Annotated in this window: 23 protein-coding genes and 1 pseudogene; 19 read left to right on the top strand and 5 right to left on the bottom strand. The window is 70.0% G+C overall.

Annotation, left to right across the window (positions count from 1 at the left end):
- The first annotated feature begins 38 nt into the window (after positions 1–38).
- Both H1D24_RS26710 and H1D24_RS26705 read left to right on the top strand, forming a co-directional pair.
- Positions 39–1,007, top strand: coding sequence for a GlxA family transcriptional regulator (locus H1D24_RS26710; protein WP_181660254.1), 969 nt, complete (start codon positions 39–41; stop codon positions 1,005–1,007).
- Positions 1,008–1,056: 49 nt separating this feature from the next.
- The gene (locus H1D24_RS26705) at positions 1,057–1,692 is read left to right on the top strand and encodes a DJ-1/PfpI family protein (protein WP_181660253.1); all 636 of its coding nucleotides are present in this window, start codon (positions 1,057–1,059) and stop codon (positions 1,690–1,692) included.
- Here H1D24_RS26705 and H1D24_RS26700 read toward each other — a convergent pair.
- Complete coding sequence (locus H1D24_RS26700) at positions 1,679–2,518, bottom strand: enoyl-CoA hydratase/isomerase family protein (RefSeq protein WP_181660252.1); 840 nt, start codon at positions 2,516–2,518, stop codon at positions 1,679–1,681. The genes H1D24_RS26705 and H1D24_RS26700 overlap by 14 nt on opposite strands.
- Positions 2,519–2,621: 103 nt before the next feature.
- Between H1D24_RS26700 and H1D24_RS26695 the strand changes: the two genes are divergently transcribed.
- Together H1D24_RS26695 and H1D24_RS26690 are read left to right on the top strand one after the other, a co-directional pair.
- Positions 2,622–3,296, top strand: coding sequence for an HdeD family acid-resistance protein (locus H1D24_RS26695; protein WP_309484451.1), 675 nt, complete (start codon positions 2,622–2,624; stop codon positions 3,294–3,296).
- Between the two features lie 206 nt (positions 3,297–3,502).
- Positions 3,503–4,030 carry an ATP-binding protein gene (locus tag H1D24_RS26690; RefSeq protein ID WP_181660360.1) on the top strand — a complete coding sequence of 176 codons (528 nt, stop codon included), beginning with the start codon at positions 3,503–3,505 and terminating at the stop codon, positions 4,028–4,030.
- Between the two features lie 105 nt (positions 4,031–4,135).
- Here H1D24_RS26690 and idi read toward each other — a convergent pair whose 3' ends face one another.
- The 4 genes and pseudogenes from idi to galE all read right to left on the bottom strand — a co-directional run bounded on the left by idi (position 4,136) and on the right by galE (position 7,960).
- On the bottom strand, positions 4,136–4,762 hold the full coding sequence (idi, locus tag H1D24_RS26685) for an isopentenyl-diphosphate Delta-isomerase (protein WP_181660250.1): 627 nt from the start codon (positions 4,760–4,762) through the stop codon (positions 4,136–4,138).
- 129 nt (positions 4,763–4,891) lie between these two features.
- Positions 4,892–5,644 (bottom strand): annotated as a pseudogene (locus H1D24_RS26680) (class I SAM-dependent methyltransferase); the annotation flags it as partial.
- Between the two features lie 216 nt (positions 5,645–5,860).
- Positions 5,861–6,799 carry a cation diffusion facilitator family transporter gene (locus H1D24_RS26675; RefSeq protein WP_181660248.1) on the bottom strand — a complete coding sequence of 313 codons (939 nt, stop codon included), beginning with the start codon at positions 6,797–6,799 and terminating at the stop codon, positions 5,861–5,863.
- A 177-nt stretch (positions 6,800–6,976) separates the two neighbouring features.
- Positions 6,977–7,960, bottom strand: a complete 984-nt coding sequence (gene galE / locus H1D24_RS26670) for a UDP-glucose 4-epimerase GalE (RefSeq protein ID WP_181660247.1) — start codon at positions 7,958–7,960, stop codon at positions 6,977–6,979.
- A 363-nt stretch (positions 7,961–8,323) separates the two neighbouring features.
- On the opposite strand from galE, the gene H1D24_RS26665 reads away from it, so the two are divergent.
- The 15 genes from H1D24_RS26665 to hpnH all read left to right on the top strand — a co-directional run bounded on the left by H1D24_RS26665 (position 8,324) and on the right by hpnH (position 24,462).
- Entirely contained in the window at positions 8,324–10,123 is a 1,800-nt protein-coding gene (locus H1D24_RS26665) for a DUF5941 domain-containing protein (protein ID WP_181660359.1), read from the top strand.
- Positions 10,120–10,872: a phosphocholine cytidylyltransferase family protein gene (locus H1D24_RS26660; RefSeq protein ID WP_181660246.1), complete on the top strand. Its 753-nt coding sequence runs from the start codon at positions 10,120–10,122 to the stop codon at positions 10,870–10,872. Before H1D24_RS26665 ends, H1D24_RS26660 begins: the two co-directional genes overlap by 4 nt.
- Positions 10,860–11,924 carry an iron-containing alcohol dehydrogenase family protein gene (locus H1D24_RS26655; protein WP_181660245.1) on the top strand — a complete coding sequence of 355 codons (1,065 nt, stop codon included), beginning with the start codon at positions 10,860–10,862 and terminating at the stop codon, positions 11,922–11,924. The genes H1D24_RS26660 and H1D24_RS26655 overlap by 13 nt, the downstream gene beginning before the upstream one ends.
- Positions 11,902–12,681 (top strand): CDP-alcohol phosphatidyltransferase family protein, encoded by a 780-nt coding sequence (locus tag H1D24_RS26650; protein WP_181660244.1) that lies wholly within the window; start codon positions 11,902–11,904, stop codon positions 12,679–12,681. The genes H1D24_RS26655 and H1D24_RS26650 overlap by 23 nt, the downstream gene beginning before the upstream one ends.
- Positions 12,682–12,734: 53 nt before the next feature.
- Positions 12,735–13,580, top strand: a complete 846-nt coding sequence (locus H1D24_RS26645; protein WP_181660358.1) for a glycosyltransferase family 2 protein — start codon at positions 12,735–12,737, stop codon at positions 13,578–13,580.
- 93 nt (positions 13,581–13,673) lie between these two features.
- A complete protein-coding gene (locus H1D24_RS26640) occupies positions 13,674–14,603 on the top strand; it encodes an ABC transporter permease (protein WP_181660243.1) in 930 nt (309 codons plus the stop codon).
- Positions 14,596–15,375: an ABC transporter ATP-binding protein gene (locus H1D24_RS26635; RefSeq protein ID WP_181660242.1), complete on the top strand. Its 780-nt coding sequence runs from the start codon at positions 14,596–14,598 to the stop codon at positions 15,373–15,375. Before H1D24_RS26640 ends, H1D24_RS26635 begins: the two co-directional genes overlap by 8 nt.
- Positions 15,376–15,830: 455 nt before the next feature.
- Positions 15,831–16,760: a squalene synthase HpnC gene (gene hpnC, locus H1D24_RS26630; RefSeq protein WP_181660241.1), complete on the top strand. Its 930-nt coding sequence runs from the start codon at positions 15,831–15,833 to the stop codon at positions 16,758–16,760.
- Positions 16,757–17,710 (top strand): presqualene diphosphate synthase HpnD, encoded by a 954-nt coding sequence (gene hpnD, locus H1D24_RS26625; protein ID WP_181660240.1) that lies wholly within the window; start codon positions 16,757–16,759, stop codon positions 17,708–17,710. Before hpnC ends, hpnD begins: the two co-directional genes overlap by 4 nt.
- Positions 17,707–17,859, top strand: a complete 153-nt coding sequence (locus H1D24_RS44145; protein ID WP_220137280.1) for a DUF6380 family protein — start codon at positions 17,707–17,709, stop codon at positions 17,857–17,859. Before hpnD ends, H1D24_RS44145 begins: the two co-directional genes overlap by 4 nt.
- Entirely contained in the window at positions 17,856–19,415 is a 1,560-nt protein-coding gene (hpnE, locus tag H1D24_RS26620; protein ID WP_181660239.1) for a hydroxysqualene dehydroxylase HpnE, read from the top strand. Before H1D24_RS44145 ends, hpnE begins: the two co-directional genes overlap by 4 nt.
- Before the next feature lie 8 nt (positions 19,416–19,423).
- Positions 19,424–20,542 (top strand): polyprenyl synthetase family protein, encoded by a 1,119-nt coding sequence (locus H1D24_RS26615; protein WP_181660357.1) that lies wholly within the window; start codon positions 19,424–19,426, stop codon positions 20,540–20,542.
- A gap of 127 nt (positions 20,543–20,669) precedes the next feature.
- Positions 20,670–22,676: a squalene--hopene cyclase gene (gene shc, locus H1D24_RS26610; protein ID WP_181660238.1), complete on the top strand. Its 2,007-nt coding sequence runs from the start codon at positions 20,670–20,672 to the stop codon at positions 22,674–22,676.
- Positions 22,676–23,422, top strand: a complete 747-nt coding sequence (locus H1D24_RS26605; protein WP_181660237.1) for a phosphorylase family protein — start codon at positions 22,676–22,678, stop codon at positions 23,420–23,422. Before shc ends, H1D24_RS26605 begins: the two co-directional genes overlap by 1 nt.
- 5 nt (positions 23,423–23,427) lie before the next feature.
- A complete protein-coding gene (gene hpnH / locus H1D24_RS26600) occupies positions 23,428–24,462 on the top strand; it encodes an adenosyl-hopene transferase HpnH (RefSeq protein ID WP_181660236.1) in 1,035 nt (344 codons plus the stop codon).
- Positions 24,463–24,548 lie beyond the last annotated feature (86 nt).

Raw genomic sequence — 24,548 nt, 5'->3', positions numbered from 1 at the left:
ACATTGCGGCCATCATGCGCGCATCCAAGAATCAAGTCATGGCGCAGCACCGAACCGTCCTCGTCGTCCTCTTCGACGACGTCCAGAGCCTGGACGTCACCGGTCCCGTGGAGGTGTTCACGGGCGCCGCCAGGTCCTCGGGGGACCCGGACGCGTACCGCATCCGCACCGCATCGCTCGACGGCGGGCCCGTCCGCACCTCCAGCGGGCTCACGCTCGTCCCGGACGGCGCTCTCCACGACGCGCCGGACCCGCATACCCTTGTCGTCCCCGGGGGCCAGGGCACCAGGCAGCCCGACCCGCGGCTGATCGACTGGCTGCGCGAGAGGGCCCCCAGGGCCAAGCGTCTGGTCTCCGTGTGCAGCGGAGCGCTGCTGCTGGCCGAGGCCGGACTCCTGGACGGCCGCCGGGCCACCACACACTGGAACGTGTGCGACCGGCTTGCCCGTAACCATCCGGCCGTCGAGGTCGACCCGGACCCGATCTTCGTACGCGACGGACACGTCGCGACGTCCGCCGGGGTCACCTCCGGCATCGACCTTGCCCTCGCGCTCGTCGAGGAGGACCTCGGCCGTGAAACGGCGCTCACCGTCGCGCGGCATCTCGTCGTCTTCCTCCGCCGCCCCGGCAACCAGGCCCAGTTCAGCGCCCAGCTCGCCGCGCAGACCGCGCAGCGCGAACCGCTGCGCGACGTCCAGCAGTGGATCACCGAGCATCCCGACGGAGACCTCTCGGTCGAGTCGCTCGCCGCACGCGCCAGGCTCTCGCCGCGCCACTTCGCCCGCGCCTTCCGGGCCGAGACCGGCATGACACCGGGCCGGTACGTCGACCGGGTACGCATCGAACACGCGCGCCGACTCCTGGAGGACACCTCCGACGGGATCGAGGAGATCTCACGCGCCTGCGGCTACGGCACCCCCGAGGCGATGCGCCGCGCCTTCCTCAAGGCACTCGGCTCGGCACCCGCCGAATACCGCCGCCGCTTCCACGCACCAGTCCCTCAGTAAACGGCACCAGTCCGTCAGTGCACGCTGACCCTCACTGAAAGGCAGACCCATGCAGATCGCCATCGTCCTCTTCGACCGTTTCACCGCCCTCGACGCAGTCGGCCCGTACGAGACACTCGGCCGCCTCCCCGACGCCGAGTTGGTCTTCGTCGCCGAACAGACGGGCCCCGTCCGCACCGACCGCGGAACACTCGCGATCACCGCGGACAAGACCCTGGCCGAGGTCACCCGCCCTGACATCGTCGTCGTCCCCGGCGGCCCCGGCCAGACCCCGCAGATGGAGAACGAGACGCTGCTCGACTGGCTGCGCACCGTCGACGCCACCAGCACCTGGACGACGTCCGTGTGCACCGGCTCGCTGCTCCTGGCGGCCGCGGGCCTGCTCAAGGGCCGCCGCGCCACCTCACACTGGCTGGCGCTGGACTACATGAAGCAGTTCGGCGTCGAGCCGACGGGGGAGCGGGTCGTGATCGACGGAAAGTACGTGACGGCAGCAGGCGTTTCGTCCGGTATCGACATGGGGCTCACCCTCGTCGGCATGATCGCGGGCGACCGCCACGCCCAGTCCGTGCAGCTGCTGACCGAGTACGACCCGCAGCCGCCCTACGACGCGGGATCCCCGCAGAAGGCCCCCGCCGACCTGGTGGAGGAGTGGCGCTCCAAGAGCCGGTTCATCCTGCAGTAGGCCCGTCGGCAGACCCGTCGGGGGTCCACTCGAACCGCGGACGCCTGCGCTCCAGAAACGCGGCCACCCCCTCCGCCCTGTCACCGCTGCCGTGCGCCTGCTCCGCCCAGTACGCGGCCCGGTCCACGCGCCCGTCCGCGAACTCCTTGGCCGCCGCCTGCGTCAGCTGCGAGCGCGAGACCAGCACACGCGCGAACTCCGCGATGCGCTTGCCGAGTTCCCCGGCAGGCAGCACCTCGTCCACCAGCCCGGTGCGCAGCGCACGACCGGAGTCGATCAATTCGCCCGAGAACAGGAGGTACTTCGCCGTGGCCGGTCCCACCAGCGACACCAGCCGCTGCGTGGACGAGGCCGGATAGACGATCCCCAGCTTCGCCGGCGTCACCCCGAACAGCGCGTCCTCGTCGGCGAAGCGCAGATCGCAAGCGGCCGCGAGCTGGCATCCGCCACCCACGCAGTGCCCCCGCACCGCCGCGAGCGTCGGCTTGGGAAACGCCGCCAGCGCCTCCTCGGCCTCCACGGCCAGGACCTGCGCGCCGCCGGAACCGCCGGAACCTCCAGAGCCTCCGGAACCGCCGGAACCTCCGGACTCGGCTCCCGTGCTCTCCGAGGGCTCCCGCAACGACGAGATGTCCGCGCCCGCACAGAACGTCTCGCCCTCACCGGTCATCACCAGAGCCCGTACGGCCGGATCCGTCGCCAGCCCGTCCAGCAGCGGAGGCAGGGCCCGCCACATGTCCGCGGTCATGGCGTTGCGTTTCGCCGGGTGGTGGATGACGACGGTGGCGACGCCGTCGGCGACGCTGTGCAGCAGCTGCGGCTCCATGAGGCGGATGCTATCCGCAGGCCCCGAACGTATGATCAAGAAGGGGTGGCAGAGTCGCGCAGCCGCCCTGGTCCGGCGGCGCCCGAAGGTGAGGAGGCGCGCTGTGTCGAAACCCGGAGCGAAGGACGAGGGACGGCAGCTCAGCCGCAGTTTCGGCTGGCTGGCAGCGTTCGGTGCGGTCCTGGTGCTCGCCGGTCTGGTCGGACTCGTCTACACCGCCATCGCCACGCTGACCTCGATGCTGCTCTTCGGCTGGCTGCTGCTCGTCGGCGGCTTCATCGGACTGCTGCACGCCGTCCAGTCCAGGGGCAGCAGCTTCTTCTGGCTCGGCGCCGTCGTCGCCGCTCTCAATCTGGCCGCGGGTGTCGTCGTCATCCGGCATCCTGAGGGCGCGGCCGAGGCGCTGACCATGTTCGCCGCACTGCTGTTCCTCACCGGTGGAGTGTTCCGGCTCGTCGGAGGCCTGGTAGTACGCGGGCCGCAGTTCGGCTGGACGATCGTGCAGGGCGCGTTCGGCATCCTGCTCGGCGTGCTGGTACTGATCGAATGGCCGGGAAACAGCCTCTATGTGATCGGCACCTTCTTCTCGCTCGCCCTGCTCTTCGACGGCCTTGGCCTGATCGCGTCCGGCATCGGCGGACGCCGCATCGTGAGCCTTGTCTCCGACCGGCTCACGGAGGCGGATCGACCTCAGCCGGGCGAAGCGAAAACGGGTGGTGACGAGCCGGGTCGATCCGGTGGGCACTGGTGGGGGAAGCCGGTCAATTTATCGACCTGACCCAGACAACCCGGCCCATACAAACCGAAGAGCCTCGGAAGGCAGCACAACAAGGGCAGGAGCAGTCACACAACTGACGGTGTCATACGCCAACGATCAGAAGCCGTCGATACTTGCTGACTTTGCGTCAGTGGTCCGGTATGGACCGGGACATTCCCAACACTCTTTGCGTGGCGACAATCGAGCGTAAGGGTGGCGAGCGGACCATGGACGACAGCGGGTGGGGGTCCGGCCCTCACCCACCGGTGGACGGGGGCACCGAGCGAAGTCCCGCCGTGGCTCCCCCTGACTCCATCCAGGGGTGTCCCCAGCCGTACGAGGGTGTCTGGCGGTTCACCGCCGCCGCCGTGGACGCATCGGTGCCCCAGGCACGGCACGCGGTCCGCGATCTGCTCGCCCGGCAGGGTGTGCCCGCCGCCGACGAAGTGGTCCAGGGGCTGCTGGTGATCGTCTCCGAGCTGGTCACCAACGCGGTACGGCACGCCGCACTGCTCTCGCCCATGCTCGCTGTGGAGGTGGCCGTCGGATCCGAATGGGTCCGGGTCTCCGTCGAGGACAACCATCCGTACCGCCCGACGGCCCTGGAGGCCGACTACGGTCAGACCGGAGGCCGCGGTCTGCTTCTCGTGCGGGAGATCACGCGCGAGGCGGGCGGCGTGTGCGATGTCGAACACACCGCCAGTGGGGGCAAGGTCATCTGGGCGGCCCTCCCCCTCAAGCCGGACCTGGTGTAGCCGTCCCATGCCCCTCCGGCGGGGCTCAAGGGGACGAGCCCGAAGGGCGATCCGGGGGTCCGGGCCGGAACCCGGAAACCCCCGCGCCCCTCGTCCCGGGGCCGTTCACCAGCCGGCCGCAGGCCCCGTGAGCTCTCTGATCGCGGGCCGCGCCGCATCCAGCACCGTCATGAACCAGGCCGAGAACGGGTCCCTCGCGTGCCGCTCCACCAACTCGTCGGCGGTCACGAACGCGGTCAGGCCAACCTCCGTCGGGTCCGGCCTGGGCGGTGCCTGCACCATCCCGACGAAGAGGTGGTTGTACTCCTGTTCCACCAGGCCCGAGTGCGGATCCGGGTGGTTGTAGCGGACCGTGCCGGCCTCGGCGAGCAGCGAGGGCGAGACGCCCAGCTCCTCGTACGTCCGGCGGGCCGCAGCGGCGAACGGCGCCTCGCCCGGATACGGGTGCCCGCAGCATGTGTTCGACCACACACCGGGGGAGTGGTACTTGCCGAGCGCGCGCTGCTGCAGCAGCAGCCGCCCCTGCTCGTCGAAGAGGAAGACGGAGAAGGCCCGGTGGAGCTGCCCGGGGGCCTGGTGGGCGGCGAGCTTCTCCGCCGTGCCGATCGTGTTGCCGTCCTCGTCGACCAGTTCCAGCAAGATCGCTTCTGAGGTGCCTCCCCCAGAGCCTGAAGCGCCTGGGAGGTGCCCCCTTGATGAACTGTGCCCCGTGGTGGCAGGTGTGATCGGCATGCGCATCCTTCGTATCGGTCTTCGAACCTCAAGTCTGCCGTACGTGTCCGGCAGTCCCGGGACTCGGCGCCCCCGCATGTCCCGCTACCCCCGAAGGGCAGCGGGACATGCATCCCGAAGGTGTGATCAGCGGATGTCCTCCGGGCGCAGCACGAAGCCCGCGTAGCCGTACTCGTTGCCGTGCTCGCGCCGCATCGCCAGCTCCGCGCGTGTGGCGGCGATGGCGTCGGCCATGCCGGGCGCCGCCGCATCGGCCGCGTCGGCGTGTGCGGCGAGCGGTACGTAGTACTCGTCCCAGTCGGAATCGGGCTGCGCGTATACGCCGATCACCGTGTGTCCGGCAGCCGTGGCCGCACGCGCGTTCTCCTCGGCCGTACGCAGCCGGTACGCGCTCTCCCAGTACGCGCGAGCACCCGCGCTGGGCGCCTCGGTGGTCCACACGCACTCGGTGAGTACGAGCGCACCACCCGGCGCGAGCAGCCGGCGCCAGTCGCGCAGCGCTGTGTCGAAACCGATGCTGTACGCCGAGCTCTCCGCCCAGACGAGGTCGAAGGAACCGTCCGGGTAGGGGAGCTCTCCCATGTCGCCGTTGACGGGACGGATCAGGTGCGAGAGCCCACGCGCCTCGGAGGCCGCGCGCAGCTCGTCCAGGAACGGTTCGTGCAGATCGACAGCGGTCACCTCCGCGCCCGCCTCCGCCGCGAGGAGCAGTGCGGACCGGCCCGGTCCGCACCCCAGATCGAGGACTCGCGGCCGGTCCGGAAGCGGGCCGGCGAGGGAGAGGAGGTGCCGGGTGGTGGCGTCGGAGCCTGGCCCCTGCCGGGGCAGGCCGTGGTGCAGCTCGAAGAAGGCGCTGTATGCGCCGGTGTCGTGGTCGGTCACCGTGAGAAACCCTTGGTTGAAGGGGGCCCGGCCGATGTGCGCGTGGCAGCTCAGCCGTGAGCCCGGGAGACGGGGATGCACCTGTCGCTGCGCATGGCAGCGGTCGCCGCGACGACGGTCATCAACCCACCTCCTCAAGGGATCGCTGGGAAGGTTAACACCCGGTGGCGATCGCGCGGGCGCCTTTTTCGGACCTCGCTGTGGGTGCCGTCGGGCTCAGTGGCAGAGCCGCGGCTCATGCTCCGCGTGCCCGCCGGGCTCCAGCTGGAACGTGCAGTGCTCGACGTCGAAGTGATCGCCCAGACACACCTGCAGTTCGTGCAGCACCTTCTCGTTGCCGATCGTGTTGAGGACGTCGGAGCTCACGACCACGTGCGCGGAGAGCACCGGCAGGCCGGACGTGATCGTCCAGGCATGCAGGTCGTGCACGTCCTCGACACTCGGCAGAGCCAGGATGTGCGCCCGCACCTCCGCCATGTCGACGTTCTTCGGGGCCGCCTCCAGCAGGACGTTCAGCGTCTCCCGCAGCAGCTTCACCGTCCGCGGCACGATCATGAGGGCGATGACGAGCGAGGCGATCGGGTCGGCGGCCTGCCAGCCGGTGGTCAGGACGACGACTGCCGACAGGATCACGGCCAGCGAGCCCAGTGCGTCCGCCATCACCTCGAGGAAGGCGCCGCGCACATTGAGGCTCTCCTTCTGGCCGCGCATCAGCAGGACCAGCGAGATCGTGTTCGCGACCAGGCCGATGAGGCCGAACACGATGGTCAGCCCGCCCCGGGTGTCGGCCGGAGTGATGAACCGCTCGATCGCCTCGAACAGCACATAGCCGCCCACACCGAGCAGCAGCACACAGTTGGCGAGCGCGGCGAGGATCTCGGCCCGCGCGAACCCGAAGGTGCGGTTGGCGGTCGCGGGGCGGTTGGCGAAGTGGATCGCGAGCAGCGCCATGCCGAGCCCGAGCGCGTCCGTGGCCATGTGCGTTGCGTCCGCGATCAGGGCCAGCGAGTCCGCGGCGATGCCTCCGGCGATCTCGACCGCCATGACGGTGAGCGTGATCGTCAGCGCGATGCGCAGCCGCCCGCGGTACGCGGCCGACGCCGTACCCGTCGCGGACACGCCGTGCGCATGCCCGTGGTCGTGCCCAGCGCCCATGGAACCCGCCTTCCGTATCCGCTGTGCGCGCGCGTCAATCCGCGCGTCAATCCGCTGTGCGTGCTCGTCGGGGCCCAGTGAACTACGGGCGGGGGGTATGGGGCAACACGGGACTGAACACCGTTGTCATATGCTCTGACCTGCACAAATGATGCGCAGGTCAGAGCGGTGACAAGATCACTTGCGGGCGGCCTCGGGGTGTCGCAGACACCAGCCCTGCCACGCCGACTCGACCATCTCGCGAACCCCGAGCCGGGCGGTCCAGCCCAGCTCCTCGGCCGCCCGTCCGGCGGACGCGACCGCTTGCGGGGCGTCGCCGGGGCGCCGGGGTTCCACGACCGGCGGCCGGTGGTCGCCGGTCACCTCGGCGATGGTCGTGATGAGTTCCCGTACGGAGACGCCCTCGCCGCGGCCAATGTTCACCGTCAGATCACCCTGCGCGTCGGCGGCCATGAGCCGGCGTGCGGCCGCGAGGTGCGCATCGGCGAGATCGGCGACATGGATGTAGTCGCGGATGCAGGTGCCGTCCGGCGTCGGATAGTCGTCACCGAAGATCCGCGGAGCCTCGTCACGCGTGAGCCGGTCGAAGACCATCGGGATGACGTTGAACACGCCCGTGTCCGCGAGCTCCGGCGCCGCGGCGCCCGCCACGTTGAAGTAGCGCAGGCACACGGTCGCGATGCCGTGCGCCCGGCCCGCGGCCCGCACCAGCCACTCCCCGGTGAGCTTTGTCTCCCCGTACGGGCTCAGCGGGGCGCAGGGCGTGTCCTCGGTGATCAGGTTCACATTCGGGTTGCCGTACACGGCCGCGGACGAGGAGACGAGGAACCGTTTGATCCCGGCCTCGGCGACCGCTTCCAGCAGCACCGCAAGGCCGCCCATGTTCTCCTGGTAGTAGCGCAGCGGCTGCGCCACGGACTCGCCGACCTGCTTGAGGGCTGCGAGATGCACCACACCCGTCACCGCGTGCTCCGAAAGCACCCGCTTCAGCAGTGCGGCATCGTGCGCCGAGCCCTCGACGAGCGGGATTTCCGGCGGCAGCCGGTCGGGAACCCCGGCCGAGATGTCGTCGAGTACGACCACGCGTTCCCCGGCGTCGGTCATGGCCCGCGCCACGTGTGCCCCTATGTATCCAGCCCCGCCTGTGATCAGCCATGTCATGGAGGTCCACCCTAAGCCGGACCTGCGGCACCGGCATGCCATGCGCAGGTCTCGAGGCCGCTCATCGGGCATCTGCGGTCGCGGTGTGCGAGCATCTGCCGCACCGTTTGTGGGTATCCGGGGGCACGGTTCGTGGGCATCCGGGAGCACGGTTTGTGGGCCGGGGTGCCGATCCCCGATGATGATCGTTGCGGCTTGCGGACACGCAGACCGCGCTTATCGGACCGTAAACGGGCGGTGAACACCCGCTTCTCTTCATCCGATAACCTCTGCCGATGCGCCGCCCGGCCGCCTGGGCCAGGGGTGCCCCATCATGCGCATGCCCGGCGCCTCGAAGCGTCGGCAACCAAGGAGTGAGTTCGTCTGTCGACCGCCATCCTCATCGGCCAGCCGGCCCCCGGATCGACCCTCGAGGGCGATCTGCGGTCGCTGGGCTTCGACGTGCGGATCGCCACCGACGCCGCCGACGTCGGGTCGCTGCTCGCGGTGATCCCGGGCGATGAGCGGGTCGCGGTCGTCGACGCCCGGTTCGTGGGCCATGTCCACGCCCTCCGGCTCGGCCTCACCGACCCCCGCTTCGACGCCTCCGCCGTTCCCGGCGCCGTGTCGGCCCGCCCGCCGGCCCGTCCGGCGCTGGCGCTCGCCGTGCGCAGGACCGCCGAGGGTGCCGCACGCGGCGCCGTCGCCGTCGGCAGCATCGCCGACAGCGTCACCGCGGCCCTCGAGGACCACGACGTCGCGGTGCACCGGCCCGAGCTCGGCTCCCTCGTCGCCACCGTCCCCGCCGACCCACAGGCCGGCAACGAAGCCCGGCAGGCCGTCGCGGCGGTCGACGAAGAGGCCATACGCCTGCGGAGCGCCGTGAAGTCCCGGGACGGCTTCTTCACGACGTTCTGCATCAGCCCGTACTCTCGTTACATCGCCCGTTGGTGCGCCCGCCGCGGCCTGACTCCCAATCAGGTCACCACGGCCTCGCTGCTCACCGCTCTGATCGCGGCAGGCTGTGCCGCGACCGGCACGCGCGGCGGCTTCATCGCGGCCGGTGCGCTGCTCCTCTTCTCCTTCGTCCTGGACTGCACCGACGGGCAGCTCGCCCGCTACTCCCTGCAGTACTCGACGCTCGGCGCCTGGCTCGACGCCACCTTCGACCGCGCCAAGGAGTACGCCTACTACGCGGGCCTCGCACTCGGTGCGGCCCGCGGCGGTGACGACGTGTGGGCGCTGGCCCTCGGCGCGATGGTCCTGCAGACCTGCCGCCACGTCGTGGACTTCTCCTTCAACGAGGCGAACCACGACGCGACCGCCAACACCAGCCCTACCGCGGCCCTTTCGGACAAGCTCGACAGCGTCGGCTGGACGGTGTGGGTGCGCCGGATGATCGTCCTGCCGATCGGCGAACGCTGGGCGATGATCGCCGTGCTCACGGCCGTGACCACACCTCGTATCACCTTCTACGCCCTGCTCATCGGATGCGCGATAGCTGCGACATACACCACAGCAGGCCGCGTCCTGAGGTCGCTGACCCGCAGGGCGCGCAGGACCGACCGGGCCGCTCTGGCGCTCGCCGACCTCGCCGATTCAGGACCGCTCGCAGAGGCGCTCGCCCGGGCGCTGAAGAGCGCCGGGCGCCTTCTGCCGCCGCCCGTCTACGCGTTCGTCGGCAGTGTGCTTCTCGTAACTGTGAGCGCTCTCACGGACTTCGGCGGACCGTGGCCCGTCGTCGCCGCGCTCGTGTACTGCGTCACATCGGGGATCGCGGTCTCCCGACCCCTCAAAGGCGCCCTGGACTGGCTGGTTCCGCCGTTCTTCCGGGCCGCCGAGTACGGCACGTTCCTGGTGCTCGCGGCCAACTCCGGTATGAACGGAGCCTTGCCCGCAGCTTTCGGACTGGTGGCCGCAGTCGCCTACCATCACTACGACACGGTGTACCGCATCCGCGGCGACACCGGCGCGCCCCCGCACTGGCTCGTGCGGGCGATCGGCGGACACGAAGGCAGAGTCCTGGTGGTCACCGTGGTCGCGGCTCTGCTCAACAACACAGATTTCACCGTCGCGCTCACTGCTCTCGCCGTGGCCGTGGCACTCGTGGTGCTCGTCGAGAGCATCCGCTTCTGGGTGTCCTCCGGTGCACCCGCCGTACACGATGAAGGAGAACCCGCATGATCGGCCTCGTGCTGGCGGCTGGCGCCGGACGGCGTCTGCGCCCCTACACCGACACCCTGCCCAAGGCTCTGGTGCCGGTGGGCCCCGAAGGCAACGAGGACAGCCTCACCGTCCTGGACCTGACCCTTGGCAACTTCGCCGAGATCGGTCTGACGGAGGTCGCGATCATCGTCGGGTACCGCAAGGAGGCCGTGTACGAGCGCCGCGAGGCGCTGGAGGCCAAGTACGGGCTCAAGATCACCCTCATCGACAACGACAAGGCCGAGGAGTGGAACAACGCCTACTCCCTGTGGTGCGGCCGTGACGCGATCAAGCACAGCGTGATCCTCGCCAACGGCGACACCGTGCACCCGGTCTCCGTCGAGAAGACGCTGCTCGCCGCCCGCGGCGGCGACAAGAAGATCATCCTCGCCCTCGACACGGTGAAGTCCCTCGCCGACGAGGAGATGAAGGTCGTCGTGGACCCCGAGAAGGGCATGACGAAGATCACCAAGCTGATGGACCCGGCCGAGGCCACCGGTGAGTACATCGGCGTCACCCTCATCGAGGGCGAGGCGGCCGACGAGCTCGCCGACGCGCTGAAGACCGTTTTCGAGACGGACCCGCAGCAGTTCTACGAGCACGGCTACCAGGAGCTCGTCAACCGCGGCTTCCGCATCGACGTCGCGCCCATCGGCGACGTCAAGTGGGTCGAGATCGACAACCACGACGACCTGGCCAAGGGGCGTGAGATCGCGTGCCAGTACTGACGCGGCTCATTCCGTCGCCGGTCGTCGTCGACATCCGGCCGGGCGCACTCGATGATCTGGCGACGATCCTGTCCGACCAGCGCATCGCTCCGTCCGGCCGGATGGCCTTCGCCATCAGCGGTGGTTCCGGCCAGGCGCTGCGCGATCGCTTCGCGCCGTCGCTGCCCCAGGCGGACTGGTTCGACGACGCCGACGGGACCATCGACGGCGCGGTCCGCCTCGCCGACTCGATCAAGAAGGGCGGCCACTACGACGCGGTGGTCGGCCTCGGCGGCGGCAAGGTCATCGACTGTGCCAAGTACGCCGCCGCGCGCGTGGGCCTGCCGCTCGTCGCGGTCGCCACGAACCTCGCCAACGACGGCTTGTGCTCCCCGGTGGCCACGCTCGACAACGACGCGGGCCGCGGCTCGTACGGTGTGCCGAACCCGATCGGGATCGTCATCGACCTGGATGTCATCCGAGAGGCGCCGGTGCGTTTCGTGCGGGCCGGCATCGGCGACGTGATCTGCAAGATCTCCGCCGTGGCCGACTGGGAGCTGTCGCACCGGGAGAACGGTGAGCAGGTCGACGGCCTTGCTGCCGCGATGGCCCGCCAGGCTGCCGAGGCCGTGCTGCGTCATCCGAGCGGCGTCGGCGACGACGACTTCCTGACGACGCTGTCGGAGTCCCTGGTCCTGTGCGGCATCTCCATGTCCGTGGCCGGTGACAGCCGCCCGGCGTCCGGTGCCTGCCACGAGATCAGCCACGCGTTCGACCTGCAGTTCCCCAAGCGGAGCGCCCTGCACGGGGAGCAGTGCGGCCTCGGAGGCGCGTTCGCCACGTACCTGCGTGGCGACCGGGACATGGCCGGACAGATGGCGGACGTCCTGTACCGGCACGGACTCCCCGTCCTGCCGGAGGAGATCGGCTTCACGGTGGACGAGTTCGTCCAGGTGGTGCAGTTTGCTCCGAAAACCCGCCCCGGTCGTTACACGATCCTGGAACACCTCGACCTGACCACCGACCAGATCAAGGACGCTTACGCCGACTATGCCAAGGCCATCGGTAGCTGAACTCCGCCCCGTCGTTCATCCCCCGGGTGTGAAGGACCGGCGGAGCGGCGAGCACTGGGCCGGCCGGCTCTACATGCGCGAGGTCTCGCTGCGCATCGACCGGCACCTGGTGAACACGCGGGTCACGCCCAACCAGCTGACCTACCTGATGACGGTCTTCGGCGTCCTCGCAGCCCCGGCCCTGCTGGTGCCGGGGATCCCGGGCGCCGTGCTCGGCGTGCTGATGGTCCAGCTCTACCTGCTGCTGGACTGCGTAGACGGTGAGATCGCCCGCTGGAAGAAGCAGTTCTCGCTCGGCGGGGTGTACCTGGACCGCGTCGGCGCCTACCTGTGCGACGCCGCGGTCCTGGTCGGCTTCGGTCTGCGCGCCGCCGACCTGTGGGGCTCCGGGCGGATCGACTGGCTGTGGGCCTTTCTCGGCACCCTCGCCGCCCTCGGCGCCATCCTGATCAAGGCCGAGACCGACCTCGTCGGCGTCGCCCGTCACCAGGGCGGGCTGCCGCCGGTCCAGGAGTCGGCCTCCGTGCCGCGCTCGTCCGGCATGGCGGTGGCTCGCAAGGCCGCCGCCGCGCTGAAGTTCCACCGGCTCGTCCTCGGCGTCGAGGCGTCCCTGCTGATCCTGGTCCTCGCGGTCCTGGACGCGATCCGGGGCGACCTGTTCTTCTCGCGGCTCGGCGTCGCCGTGCTGGCCGGTATCGCGATCCTCCAGACGCTCCTCCACCTCGTGTCCATCCTCGCTTCGAGCAGGCTCAAGTGAGTACGCGGTCCGAGTCCTCGAGGCCGCTGAAGGTCGGCGCGGTCGTCATCACCATGGGCAACCGCCCCGACGAGCTGCGTGCCCTGCTCGACTCGGTCGCCAAGCAGGACGGCGACCGGGTCGAGGTGGTCGTGGTCGGCAATGGCTCGCCGGTGCCGGACGTCCCCGAGGGCGTACGCACCGTCGAGCTGCCGGAGAACCTCGGCATTCCCGGCGGCCGCAATGTCGGTATCGAAGCGTTCGGCCCGTCCGGCTCCGAGGTCGACATCCTGCTGTTCCTCGACGACGACGGTCTGCTCGCCCACCACGACACGGCCGAGCTCTGCCGCGAGGCCTTCGCGGCCGACCCGAAGCTCGGCATCATCAGCTTCCGGATCGCCGACCCGGACACCGGCGAGACCCAGCGCCGCCATGTGCCGCGCCTGCGCGCCTCCGACCCGATGCGCTCCTCGCGCGTCACCACGTTCCTGGGTGGCGCCAACGCGGTCCGTACACGCGTGTTCGCAGAGGTCGGCGGCCTGCCCGACGAGTTCTTCTACGCCCACGAGGAGACCGATCTCGCCTGGCGGGCGCTGAACGCCGGCTGGATGATCGACTACCGCTCCGACATGGTCCTGTTCCACCCGACGACCGCCCCGTCCCGGCACGCGGTCTACCACCGGATGGTGGCCCGCAACCGCGTCTGGCTCGCCCGGCGCAATCTGCCCGCCCCGCTGGTCCCGGTCTACCTGGGGGTCTGGCTGCTGCTGACCCTCGTGCGGCGCCCCTCGCGCCGCGCCCTGAGGGCGTGGTTCGGCGGCTTCAGAGAGGGCTGGACCACCGCGTGCGGACCACGGCGGCCGATGAAGTGGCGTACGGTGTGGCGGCTGACCCGACTGGGCCGCCCTCCAGTGATCTGACAAGCTCGGTTTGAGAGCATTCGGGCCGTGACCCGGTCCCTGGCTCCTGCCTATGCCCGACCAGGCTGCGCATCTTGAAGGAAAGTTCCACTTGTGAGTGAGACAACGCATGACGGCGGTGTCGCGGTGAGTGTCCCGCCGTCGCCCGATGACGGGCTGACCCCGGCCGAGCTGGCTGCCAAGTACGGTCTCTCCGTCAGCGGCGCCCGGCCCGGACTCTTCGAGTACGTCCGTCAGCTCTGGGGACGGCGCCACTTCATCCTTGCCTTCTCGCAGGCGAAGCTGACCGCCCAGTACAGCCAGGCGAAGCTCGGCCAGCTGTGGCAGGTGGTGACCCCGCTGCTGAACGCGCTCGTCTACTTCCTGATCTTCGGCCTGATCCTGGATGCCAGCCGGGGCATGACACACGACGTGTACATCCCGTTCCTGGTCACCGGCGTGTTCGTCTTCACCTTCACGCAGAGCTCGGTCATGGCGGGCGTACGCGCGATCTCCGGCAACCTCGGTCTGGTCCGCGCGCTGCACTTCCCGCGCGCCTCGCTGCCCATCTCCTTCGCGCTGCAGCAGCTCCAGCAGCTGCTCTTCTCGATGATCGTCCTGTTCATCGTGGCGGTCGGCTTCGGCAGCTTTCCGCGCCTGTCCTGGGTTCTGATCCTTCCGGCCCTCGCGCTGCAGTACCTGTTCAACACCGGCCTCGCGCTGATCATGGCGCGCCTGGGCAGCAAGATCCCCGACCTCGCCCAGCTGATGCCCTTCATCATGCGCACCTGGATGTACGCGTCGGGCGTCATGTTCTCCATCCCGATCATGCTCCAGGACAGGCCGGCCTGGATCGCGAACGTCCTCCAGTGGAACCCGGCGGCCATCTACATGGACCTGATGCGCTTCGCGCTCATCGACGGCTACGGGTCCGAGAACCTGCCGCCGCACGTCTGGGCCGTCGCCGCGGGCTGGGCGGTACTCGTCGCGGTCGGAGGGTTCGTGTACTTCTGGAAGGCGGAGGAGCGGTACGGCCGTGGCTGAGCAGAACACCGGGGCGCACATCCCCACCGTCATCGCGGACGAGCTGCACGTCGTCTACCGCGTGAACGGCGCGAAGACCGGCAAGGGCAGCGCGACCGCCGCCCTCAGCCGCATCGTCCGGCGGGGCGAGGAGCGCGGCGTACGCAAGGTGCACGCGGTGCGCGGCGTCAGCTTCACCGCCTACCGCGGCGAGGCCATCGGCCTGATCGGCTCCAACGGCTCGGGCAAGTCCACCCTGCTGCGCGCCATCGCCGGCCTGCTGCCCGCCGAGAAGGGCAAGGTCTACACGGACGGCCAGCCCTCGCTGCTCGGTGTGAACGCGGCCCTGATGAACGACCTGACCGGCGAGCGGAACGTCATCCTCGGCGGGCTCGCGATGGGCATGTCCCGCGAGCAGATCAGGGACCGCTACCAGGAGATCGTCGACTTCTCGGGCATCAACGAGAAGGGCGACTTCATCACGCTGCCGATGCGCACGTACTCGTCGGGCATGGCTGCCCGCCTGCGGTTCTCCATCGCGGCCGCCAAGGATCATGATGTGCTCATGATCGACGAGGCGCTGGCCACCGGTGACCGCAAGTTCCAGAAGCGCTCCGAGGCCCGTATCCGCGAGCTTCGCAAGCATGCCGGAACGGTCTTCCTCGTCAGCCACAACAACAAGTCCATCCGTGACACATGCGACCGTGTGCTCTGGCTGGAGCGCGGCGAGTTGCGTATGGACGGACCGACGGACGAGGTACTGAAGGAGTACGAGAAGTTCACGGGGAAGTAGCGGGGATCGCCGTCCCCGGACCGTCGGTCGGTCAGGACCTTCGGCCAGGACCAACGTCGTGACCAGCTGTCATGGCCTGTCTCCAGGGCCCCGCCCGCGAAACCGGAGGGGCCCTGGCCGGTGCCTGGATCTCAATTCCCGCATGGCCAGGGAATCTTGACGGCAATCGGTGTGCTCTTGTGATGCGCAGGACACCCCGCCGAACCATGTCGCGTTGTACAACGTAAGCTGTACCGGTGCTGATTCGCGGCAAGTAGGGCGATAACGCGCAGCGTCCGGCTTCGAGGGGTGTCTCCCGGGCCGGTCCGGGGGGACTCCTCGGCGTGCTGCTGGGCGGCGTGTCCGAAATAGGATGTATTGGGTCGGCAGTGTAGAACGGGAGATGTGACGGCAATGTCTACGGAAGGTCTCCAGCTCCGCGATGCTTCCGCCGTCCCCGCGCCGGGCAGCCCGCGGTGACGGGAACCGAAGGGGCGCGTACGGAGAGCGCCCCCCAGGCGAAGTCCGAGGAAGCCCCGGCCCGCGCCACGCTCGACAAGGCTGCGGACGAGAACTTTCCCGTGGCGCCGTTCTTCCTGCCCCGCGCCTGGCGCGACGACCTGATGGCCGTGTACGGCTTCGCGCGCCTGGTGGACGACATCGGCGACGGAGACCTCGCACCCGGCGGTGCCGACGCCCGCCTGCTGGGTGTCGCACCGGATGCCGCGGAGGACAAGCTCGCCGTACTCGACGCTTTCGAAGGCGACCTCCGCAAGGTGTTCGACTCCACCCCCCGCCACCCCCTGCTGCGGCGGCTCCAGCCCACCGTCCGCCGGCACGGCCTCACCCCCGAGCCCTTCCTCGGCCTGATCGCGGCCAACCGCCAGGACCAGCTGGTCACGCGCTACGAGACCTACGACGACCTGCTCGCGTACTGCGAACTGTCGGCCAACCCCGTCGGACGGCTCGTCCTCGCCATCACCGGCACCGCGACACCGGAGCGGATCCGCCTCTCCGACGCGGTGTGCACAGCCCTGCAGATCGTCGAACATCTCCAGGACGTCACCGAGGACCTCGGCCGGGACCGCGTCTACCTGCCCGCCGAGGACATGAAGAGATTCCACGTCCAGGAGGAGGACCTCCGCGCACCGACCGCAGGCGCATCGGTGCGCGCACTGGTTGCATACGAAGCAGAACGCGCCCGGGGCCTGCTGAATGAAGGCACCCCCCTGGTGGGTAGCGTCCACGGCAGGCTGAAGCTGCTGCTCGCCGGGTTCGTGGCCGGAGGAAGGGCGGCAATCCACGCGATTGCTGCCGCCGAATACGACGTACTTCCTGGACCGCCGAAACCCGCCAAGCTCCGCTTGCTGCGTCAGGTGGGGGCGACTCTGCGAGGAGAGGGGTGATCCGGACCGTGGAGGAAGACCAGCACCTGTCCGCACCAGTGCTCGCCGCCTACGGCTACTGCGAGGCCGTCACCGGCCGGCAGGCCCGCAACTTCGCCTACGGCATCAGGCTGCTGCCCACGCCCAAGCGGCGTGCGATGTCGGCGCTCTACGCGTTCTCGCGGCGCGTCGACGACATCGGTGACGGAGACCTCGCACCGGACGTCAAGACGGCCCGGCTGGACGAGACACGTGCCGTGCTGGACAGGATCCGCGAAGGCAAGGTCGCGGAGGACGACACCGACCCGGTGGCCGTGGCCCTCGGACATGCCGCGCAGCACTTCCCGATCCCGCTCGGCGGGCTGGACGAACTGATCGACGGCGTCGTCATGGACGTCCGCGGCGAGACCTATGAGACCTGGGAGGACCTCAAGGTCTATTGCCGTTGTGTTGCCGGTGCCATCGGACGGCTCTCCCTCGGGGTGTTCGGCACCGAGCCGGGGGCGCGCAACGCCGAGCGCGCGCCCGAGTACGCCGACACGCTGGGGCTCGCGCTGCAACTCACCAACATCCTGCGGGACATCCGCGAGGACGCCGAGGGCGGCCGCACCTATCTGCCCGCCGACGACCTCGCCAAGTTCGGCTGCTCGGCCGGGTTCAGCGGTCCCAGACCGCCGGCCGGTTCCGACTTCCCGGGCCTGGTGCACTTCGAGGTACGGCGCGCCCGCGCCCTGTTCGCCGAGGGCTACCGGCTGCTGCCCATGCTGGACCGGCGCAGCGGCGCCTGTGTCGCAGCGATGGCCGGCATCTACCGGCGCCTGCTCGACCGTATCGAGCGCGACCCGGAGGCGGTGCTGCGCGGCCGCGTCTCCCTGCCCGGCCGCGAGAAGGCCTACGTAGCCGTGCGCGGCCTCTCCGGTCTCGACACCAGGCAGGTCTCCCGGGGGACCGTCAGGAGGCGCGCCCGGTGAACCTCCACGGCCGCCGTGGGACAACTCGCGGCAAACGGTGCGCAACCCTCCGCCTCGGCGTGGCGTCCCTGACTGCAGCGGCCTGTCATGCGATCGTCGAGCACTTCGCTGACGTCGGCGGCACGGCCGGTGGGGAGGGCGCGCGATGAGCGACGACATGCAGTCGGGCGAGCTGGATGCGCACACCGCAGGCGGCCCTGGGAGGGCCGCCGCCGTGGTGGTCGGCGGGGGACTCGCCGGCATCACCAGTGCGCTGGCGCTCGCCGACGCCGGAGTGCAGGTGACCCTGCTCGAGGGGCGGCCGCGTCTGGGCGGGCTGGCCTTCTCCTTTCAGCGGGGCGACCTGACCGTCGACAACGGCCAGCACGTCTATCTGCGTTGCTGCACCGCGTATCGCTGGTTCCTGGACCGTATCGACGGTACGGAGCTCGCGCCGCTGCAGGAACGGCTCGACGTGCCCGTACTCGACGCGGGCCGGGGCACTGACTCCAACGGGTCGGGAAACGGCCTCCGGCTCGGCAGGCTCCGCCGCACCGCCCTGCCCGTACCGCTGCATCTCGCGGCCGGCCTCGCAACCTATCCGCACCTGTCGCTCGCCGAACGTGCCAAGGTGGGGCGGGCCGCGCTGGCCCTCAAGAAGCTCGACCCGGCCGATCCGGCGCTGGACGCACAGGACTTCGGCAGCTGGCTTGCCCGGCACGGCCAGTCGCCGCGCGCCGTCGAAGCGCTGTGGGACCTGGTCGGTGTCGCAACCCTGAACGCCGTCGCGGGCGACGCCTCGCTGGGCCTGGCCGCGATGGTCTTCAAGACGGGACTGCTCTCCGACCCGGGCGCCGCCGACATCGGCTGGGCACGCGTGCCCCTCGGTGAACTCCATGACACGCTCGCCCGCAAGGCGCTCGACACCGCGGGCGTCCGCACCGAACTCCGTACACGCGTCACCTCCATCTCCCGTACCGAGAACGGACGTTGGAGCGTCGAGGTTCCCGGCGAGCGGTTCGACGCCGATGCCGTCGTGCTCGCCGTACCCCAGCGCGAGGCGCACGACCTGCTCCCCGACGGAGCCCTCGACGAGCCCGAGCGGCTGCTCTCCATCGGCACCGCACCGATCCTCAACGTCCATGTGGTCTACGACCGCAAGGTCCTCAGGCGGCCCTTCTTCGCCGCGCTGGGCTCCCCGGTGCAGTGGGTCTTCGACCGCACCGAGGCCTCGGGGCTGACGAGTGGTCAGTATCTGGCGCTGTCCCAGTCGGCGGCCCAGGACGAGATCGATGATCCCGTCGCCACCCTGCGCGAGCGCTACCTGCCGGAGCTTCAGCGGCTGCTGCCCGCCGCGCGCGGCGCCGAGGTCCGCGACTTCTTCGTCACCCGGGAGCGCACCGCGACGTTCGCCCCCGCCCCGGGCGTCGGGGGGCTGCGGCCCGGCGCCCGCACCAAGGCCCCCGGCCTCTACCTGGCCGGATCGTGGACCGCCACCGGGTGGCCCGCGACCATGGAGAGCGCGGTCCGCAGCGGCGTCAGTGCGGCGGGCGCCGCGCTGAGAGCTCTCGGCCGGCCGCGCGACCGCCTCTTCGACCTCGTCGAGGAGGCGGAAGACCGCGTATCCCCGGGGGACGCGGCATCCGGCAGCGCCTCTGCCGCGTACCGGGCCCCCGGCCGAACACCCGAGGGAACCGGCGCATCACTGCGAGGTGGCATCCGGTGAAGTCCGCAATGCACGGGGCGAGTCCCCGCACCCCCGGTACCGCAACAAGAGGAGAGACTGTGCCCACTGTGCCCCCGGCCGAATCGGCTGCCGACGTGGCGGACGTGACCGCGCTGCTCGAGCGCGGCCGGACCCTGGCCGCACCGGTGCTGAGGGCCGCCGTGGAGCGTCTCGCAGCCCCCATGGACACCGTCGCGGCCTACCACTTCGGCTGGATCGACGCCGAGGGCAACCCCTCCGACGGCGACGGCGGCAAGGCCGTACGTCCCGCGCTGGCCCTGCTGTCCGCGCAGGCCGCCGGCGCAGCGCCCGAGGTCGGCGTCCCCGGCGCGGTCGCCGTCGAGCTGGTGCACAACTTCTCGCTCCTGCACGACGACCTGATGGACGGCGACGAGCAGCGCCGCCACCGCGACACGGTGTGGAAGGTGCACGGCCCCGCGCAGGCCATCCTCGTCGGCGACGCCCTCTTCGCCCTCGCCAACGAGATCCTGCTCGAGCTCGGCACCGTCGAGGCGGGCCGCGCCACGCGCCGCCTCACCGCCGCGACCCGTGCCCTCATCGACGGCCAGGCGCAGGACATCTCCTACGAGCACCGCGAGCGCGTCACCGTCGAGGAGTGCCTGGAGATGGAGGGCAACAAGACGGGCGCCCTCCTCGCCTGCGCGTGCTCCATCGGCGCCGTGCTCGGCGGCGCCGACGACCGCACCGCCGACACCCTGGGGAAGTACGGCTACCACCTCGGTCTCGCCTTCCAGGCCGTCGACGACCTGCTGGGCATCTGGGGCGACCCGGAGGCCACCGGCAAGCAGACCTGGAGCGATCTGCGCCAGCGCAAGAAGTCCCTGCCGGTCGTGGCCGCGCTCGCGGCGGGCGGCCCGGCATCCGAGCGCCTCGGCCAACTGCTCGCCGCCGACGCCAAGAGCACCGACTTCGACAGCTTCTCCGAGGAGGAGTTCGCCGCGCGTGCCGCCCTCATCGAGGAGGCGGGCGGCCGCCAGTGGACCGCCGAGGAGGCACGGCGGCAACACGCCATCGCCGTCGAGGCGCTGGCCGCCGTCGACATGCCCGACCAGGTGCGGGCGCAGCTCGTCGCGCTTGCCGACTTCGTCGTCGTACGGAAGAGATGATCGCTATCGGCCCTTAGGCGTGCTCCCGGGGTGGCCCCCGGATCTCCAGCGCAGTCGCCGGCCGGTGCTCACCAGGCACCGGCCGACGGCCGACCCAGCAGAACGACCACTGCATGAAGGGGAAGCCATGACAGCGACGACCGATGGAAGCACCGGAGCGGTTCCGCCCCGCGCTGCCTCGGCCAGCGGAACAACTGGAACTACTCGAACAACTGAATCGACGCCCGCAGCGGCCGGGACGCATGACGCCGCCACCCGCGCTCTCCAGCGCGCCACAGACTTCCTTCTCGCCCGCCAGGACGCCCAGGGCTGGTGGAAGGGCGACCTCGAGACCAACGTCACGATGGACGCCGAAGACCTCCTGCTGCGGCAGTTCCTGGGCATCCGGGACGAGGCGACCACCAAGGCCGCCGCCCTCTTCATCCGCGGCGAGCAACGCGACGACGGCACCTGGTCCACCTTCTATGGCGGGCCCGGCGAGCTCTCCACCACCATCGAGGCGTATGTCGCCCTGCGCCTCGCCGGGGACAGCCCCGACGACCCGCACATGGCCAAGGCCGCGGAATGGATCCGCGAGCAGGGCGGCATCGCCGCAAGCCGCGTCTTCACCCGCATCTGGCTCGCCCTCTTCGGCTGGTGGAAGTGGGACGACCTGCCCGAACTCCCGCCCGAGCTCATCTACTTCCCGAAGTGGTTCCCGCTCAACATCTACGACTTCGGCTGCTGGGCCCGGCAGACCATCGTGCCGCTCACCATCGTCTCCGCGAAGCGGCCGGTGCGTCCCGCGCCCTTCCCGCTCGACGAGCTGCACACCGACCCGCGCAACCCCAGTCCACCTCGGCCCCTCGCGCCCGCGGCCAGCTGGGACGGCGTATTCCAGCGCCTCGACAAGGCCCTGCACGCGTACCACATGGTCGCACCGCGCCGACTGCGCAGGGCGGCTATGAACTCGGCGGCCCGCTGGATCATCGAGCGGCAGGAGAACGACGGCTGCTGGGGAGGCATCCAGCCGCCCGCCGTGTACTCGCTGATCGCGCTGCACCTGCTCGGGTACGACATCGAGCACCCGGTGATGCGCGCGGGCTTCGAGTCGCTCGACCGTTACGCCATCTGGCGGGGGGACGGGGCCCGGATGATCGAGGCCTGCCAGTCGCCCGTGTGGGACACCTGCCTCGCGACCATCGCGCTCGCCGACGCGGGCCTGCCCGCCGACCACCCGCAGCTGGTCAAGGCCGCCGACTGGATGCTGGGCGAGCAGATCGTCCGTCCGGGCGACTGGTCGGTCCGCAGGCCGCACCTCACTCCTGGCGGATGGGCGTTCGAGTTCCACAACGACAACTACCCGGACATCGACGACACCGCCGAGGTCGTGCTGGCCCTGCGGCGCGTGAAGCACCCGGACGCCGACCGCGTCGAGAAGGCCATCGACCGCGGTGTGCACTGGAACGTCGGTATGCAGTCCAGGAACGGGGCCTGGGGAGCCTTCGACGTCGACAACACCAGCAGCTTCCCCAACAGGTTGCCGTTCTGCGACTTCGGCGAGGTCATCGACCCTCCGTCCGCCGACGTCACCGCCCATGTCGTGGAGATGCTGGCCGTCGACGGCAAGGCCCACCATCCGGCCACGCGCCGTGGCATCGAGTGGCTGCTCGCGGAGCAGGAGGCGAACGGCTCCTGGTTCGGCCGCTGGGGCGTCAACTACGTCTACGGCACCGGATCCGTGGTGCCCGCGCTCACGGCCGCCGGACTGCCCGCCTCGCACCCCGCGATCCGCCGCGCCGTCGCCTGGCTGGAGTCCGTGCAGAACGACGACGGCGGCTGGGGCGAGGACCTGCGCTCCTACCGCGACACTGAGGGCTGGAGCGGCCGGGGCGCCTCCACCGCATCCCAGACCGCCTGGGCGCTCCTCGCGCTGCTTGCGGCCGGCGAACAGGAGTCCAAGGCCGTGGAGCGGGGCATCGCCTGGCTCGCCGAGACGCAAGCCGACGACGGCTCCTGGGACGAGCCCTATTTCACCGGCACCGGATTCCCCTGGGACTTCTCCATCAACTACCACCTCTACCGGCAGGTCTTCCCGCTCACTGCGCTGGGACGGTACGTCCATGGGGAACCGTTCTCCGGCAAGGTGAGCTGATGACCGGCACCCTGGAGTCCCCGGACGGCTCCTCCCTGGAGTCCCCGGACGGCTCCTCCCTGGAGTCCCCGGACGGCTCCACCCCGGAGCCCCCGGACGGCTCCCCGGAAGGCTCTTCGGAGAGCCCACCGCTGCTGATCGCCTGCGCGCTCGGCATCGAGCGGCTCGCCCTGCGCACCGGCGATCGCGCTGGAGCCGCGGGACCGGTGACCGTGCTGCGTACGGGAATGGGACCCAAGGCCGCCGAACGCGCCGTCACGCGCGCCCTCGCCGACGAGGCGTTGCGCGCCGCGGCCGTCGTGGCCACCGGTTTCTGCGCCGGCCTCGCACCGGGCATGCACCCAGGCGATCTGGTGGTCGCGGAGGAGACGCGCGACCCGGGCGCCACTACGCCGTGTGTGGGCACCGAGCTGCTCGTCCGCGAACTGGTCCGGGCTGTTCCCGGGCGTACGGTCCACACCGGGCCGCTCACCGGCTCCGACCACGTCGTCCGAGGCCATGAGCGTTCCGCGCTGCTCGCCAAGGGCGCCATCGCGGTGGACATGGAGTCCGCGGCGACACTCCGGAGCGCCGTTCGGGCAGGTCCGCGCCCGGTTGCGGCCGTCCGGGTGGTCGTGGACGCTCCAGAGCATGAGCTCGTTCGAATCGGCACGGTCCGCGGTGGAATATCAGCTTTCCGCGTACTCCGTTCCGTGCTGCCTGTTTTCTATGAATGGCACCGTAATTTACTGCTCCCCAGGAGGTGAGCAAGATGGCCATGCCGCTCCGTCAGACCATCAAGGTCGCTACGTATCTGTTTGAGCAGAAGGTGCGCAGGCGGGACAAGTTCGCGCTGCTCGTGGAACTCGAACCGCTCTTCGCGTGCAACCTCAAGTGCGAGGGCTGCGGCAAGATCCAGCACCCGGCGGGAGTGCTCAAGCAGCGCATGCCGGTGGCCCAGGCCGTCGGCGCCGTACTCGAGTCCGGTGCGCCCATGGTGTCGATCGCCGGCGGCGAGCCGCTGATGCATCCGCAGATCGACGAGATCGTAAGGCAGTTGGTGGCCAAGAAGAAGTTCGTCTTCCTCTGCACCAACGCGCTGCTGATGCGCAAGAAGATGGACCAGTTCAAGCCGTCGCCGTACTTCGCCTGGGCCGTGCACATCGACGGCCTGCGCGAGCGGCATGATGAGTCGGTCGCCAAGGAAGGCGTGTTCGACGAGGCGGTGGAGGCGATCAAGGAGGCCAAGCGCCGCGGCTTCCGGGTCACCACCAACTCGACGTTCTTCAACACCGACACCCCGCAGACCGTCATCGAGGTCCTCAACTACCTCAACGACGACCTGAAGGTGGACGAGATGATGCTCTCGCCCGCCTACGCCTACGAGAAGGCCCCCGACCAGGAGCACTTCCTCGGCGTCCAGCAGACGCGCGAGCTGTTCAAGAAGGCCTTCGCGGGCGGCAACCGAAGGCGGTGGCGGCTCAACCAGAGCCCCCTCTTCCTGGACTTCCTCGAGGGCAAGGTCGACTTCCCGTGCACCGCGTGGGCCATCCCGAGCTACTCCCTCTTCGGGTGGCAGAAGCCCTGCTATCTGATGAGCGACGGATACGTCCAGACGTACCAGCAGCTTCTGGAGGAGACCGACTGGGACGCGTACGGCCGCGGCAAGGACCCCCGGTGTGCCAACTGCATGGCGCACTGCGGCTACGAGCCCACCGCCGTCATGGCCACCATGGGCTCGCTCAAGGAGTCGCTGCGCGCGGCCCGCGAGACCATGGGCAACGGTAAGCCGCAGGTGACGCCATGACGACTGCGGAGTCTGTCCCATTGGGGATGCCGGAAGCGCCGGCCCGGCCGATCGCCGAGCGCCGGAAGAGCCGGCAGATCCAGGTC

The sequence above is a fragment of the Streptomyces himalayensis subsp. himalayensis genome (assembly GCF_013778455.1).
GTDB classification, from domain to species: Bacteria; Actinomycetota; Actinomycetes; order Streptomycetales; family Streptomycetaceae; genus Streptomyces; species Streptomyces himalayensis.
This window is presented reverse-complemented; position numbering and strand designations above follow the sequence as displayed.

What these genes read in the sequence shown, in the direction of transcription:
- hpnE (WP_181660239.1), top strand. Translation starts at nt 17,856, where the DNA reads ATGAGCGACGACATGCAGTCGGGCGAGCTGGATGCGCACACCGCAGGC.
- H1D24_RS26645 (WP_181660358.1), top strand. Translation starts at nt 12,735, where the DNA reads ATGGGCAACCGCCCCGACGAGCTGCGTGCCCTGCTCGACTCGGTCGCC.
- H1D24_RS26705 (WP_181660253.1), top strand. Translation starts at nt 1,057, where the DNA reads ATGCAGATCGCCATCGTCCTCTTCGACCGTTTCACCGCCCTCGACGCA.
- idi (WP_181660250.1), bottom strand. Translation starts at nt 4,762, where the DNA reads ATGCCGATCACACCTGCCACCACGGGGCACAGTTCATCAAGGGGGCAC.
- H1D24_RS26700 (WP_181660252.1), bottom strand. Translation starts at nt 2,518, where the DNA reads ATGGAGCCGCAGCTGCTGCACAGCGTCGCCGACGGCGTCGCCACCGTC.
- shc (WP_181660238.1), top strand. Translation starts at nt 20,670, where the DNA reads ATGACAGCGACGACCGATGGAAGCACCGGAGCGGTTCCGCCCCGCGCT.
- hpnH (WP_181660236.1), top strand. Translation starts at nt 23,428, where the DNA reads ATGGCCATGCCGCTCCGTCAGACCATCAAGGTCGCTACGTATCTGTTT.
- H1D24_RS26710 (WP_181660254.1), top strand. Translation starts at nt 39, where the DNA reads ATGGCGCAGCACCGAACCGTCCTCGTCGTCCTCTTCGACGACGTCCAG.
- H1D24_RS26660 (WP_181660246.1), top strand. Translation starts at nt 10,120, where the DNA reads ATGATCGGCCTCGTGCTGGCGGCTGGCGCCGGACGGCGTCTGCGCCCC.
- H1D24_RS26615 (WP_181660357.1), top strand. Translation starts at nt 19,424, where the DNA reads ATGCACGGGGCGAGTCCCCGCACCCCCGGTACCGCAACAAGAGGAGAG.
- H1D24_RS26690 (WP_181660360.1), top strand. Translation starts at nt 3,503, where the DNA reads ATGGACGACAGCGGGTGGGGGTCCGGCCCTCACCCACCGGTGGACGGG.
- H1D24_RS26675 (WP_181660248.1), bottom strand. Translation starts at nt 6,799, where the DNA reads ATGGGCGCTGGGCACGACCACGGGCATGCGCACGGCGTGTCCGCGACG.
- H1D24_RS26605 (WP_181660237.1), top strand. Translation starts at nt 22,676, where the DNA reads ATGACCGGCACCCTGGAGTCCCCGGACGGCTCCTCCCTGGAGTCCCCG.
- galE (WP_181660247.1), bottom strand. Translation starts at nt 7,960, where the DNA reads ATGACATGGCTGATCACAGGCGGGGCTGGATACATAGGGGCACACGTG.
- H1D24_RS26650 (WP_181660244.1), top strand. Translation starts at nt 11,902, where the DNA reads ATGCCAAGGCCATCGGTAGCTGAACTCCGCCCCGTCGTTCATCCCCCG.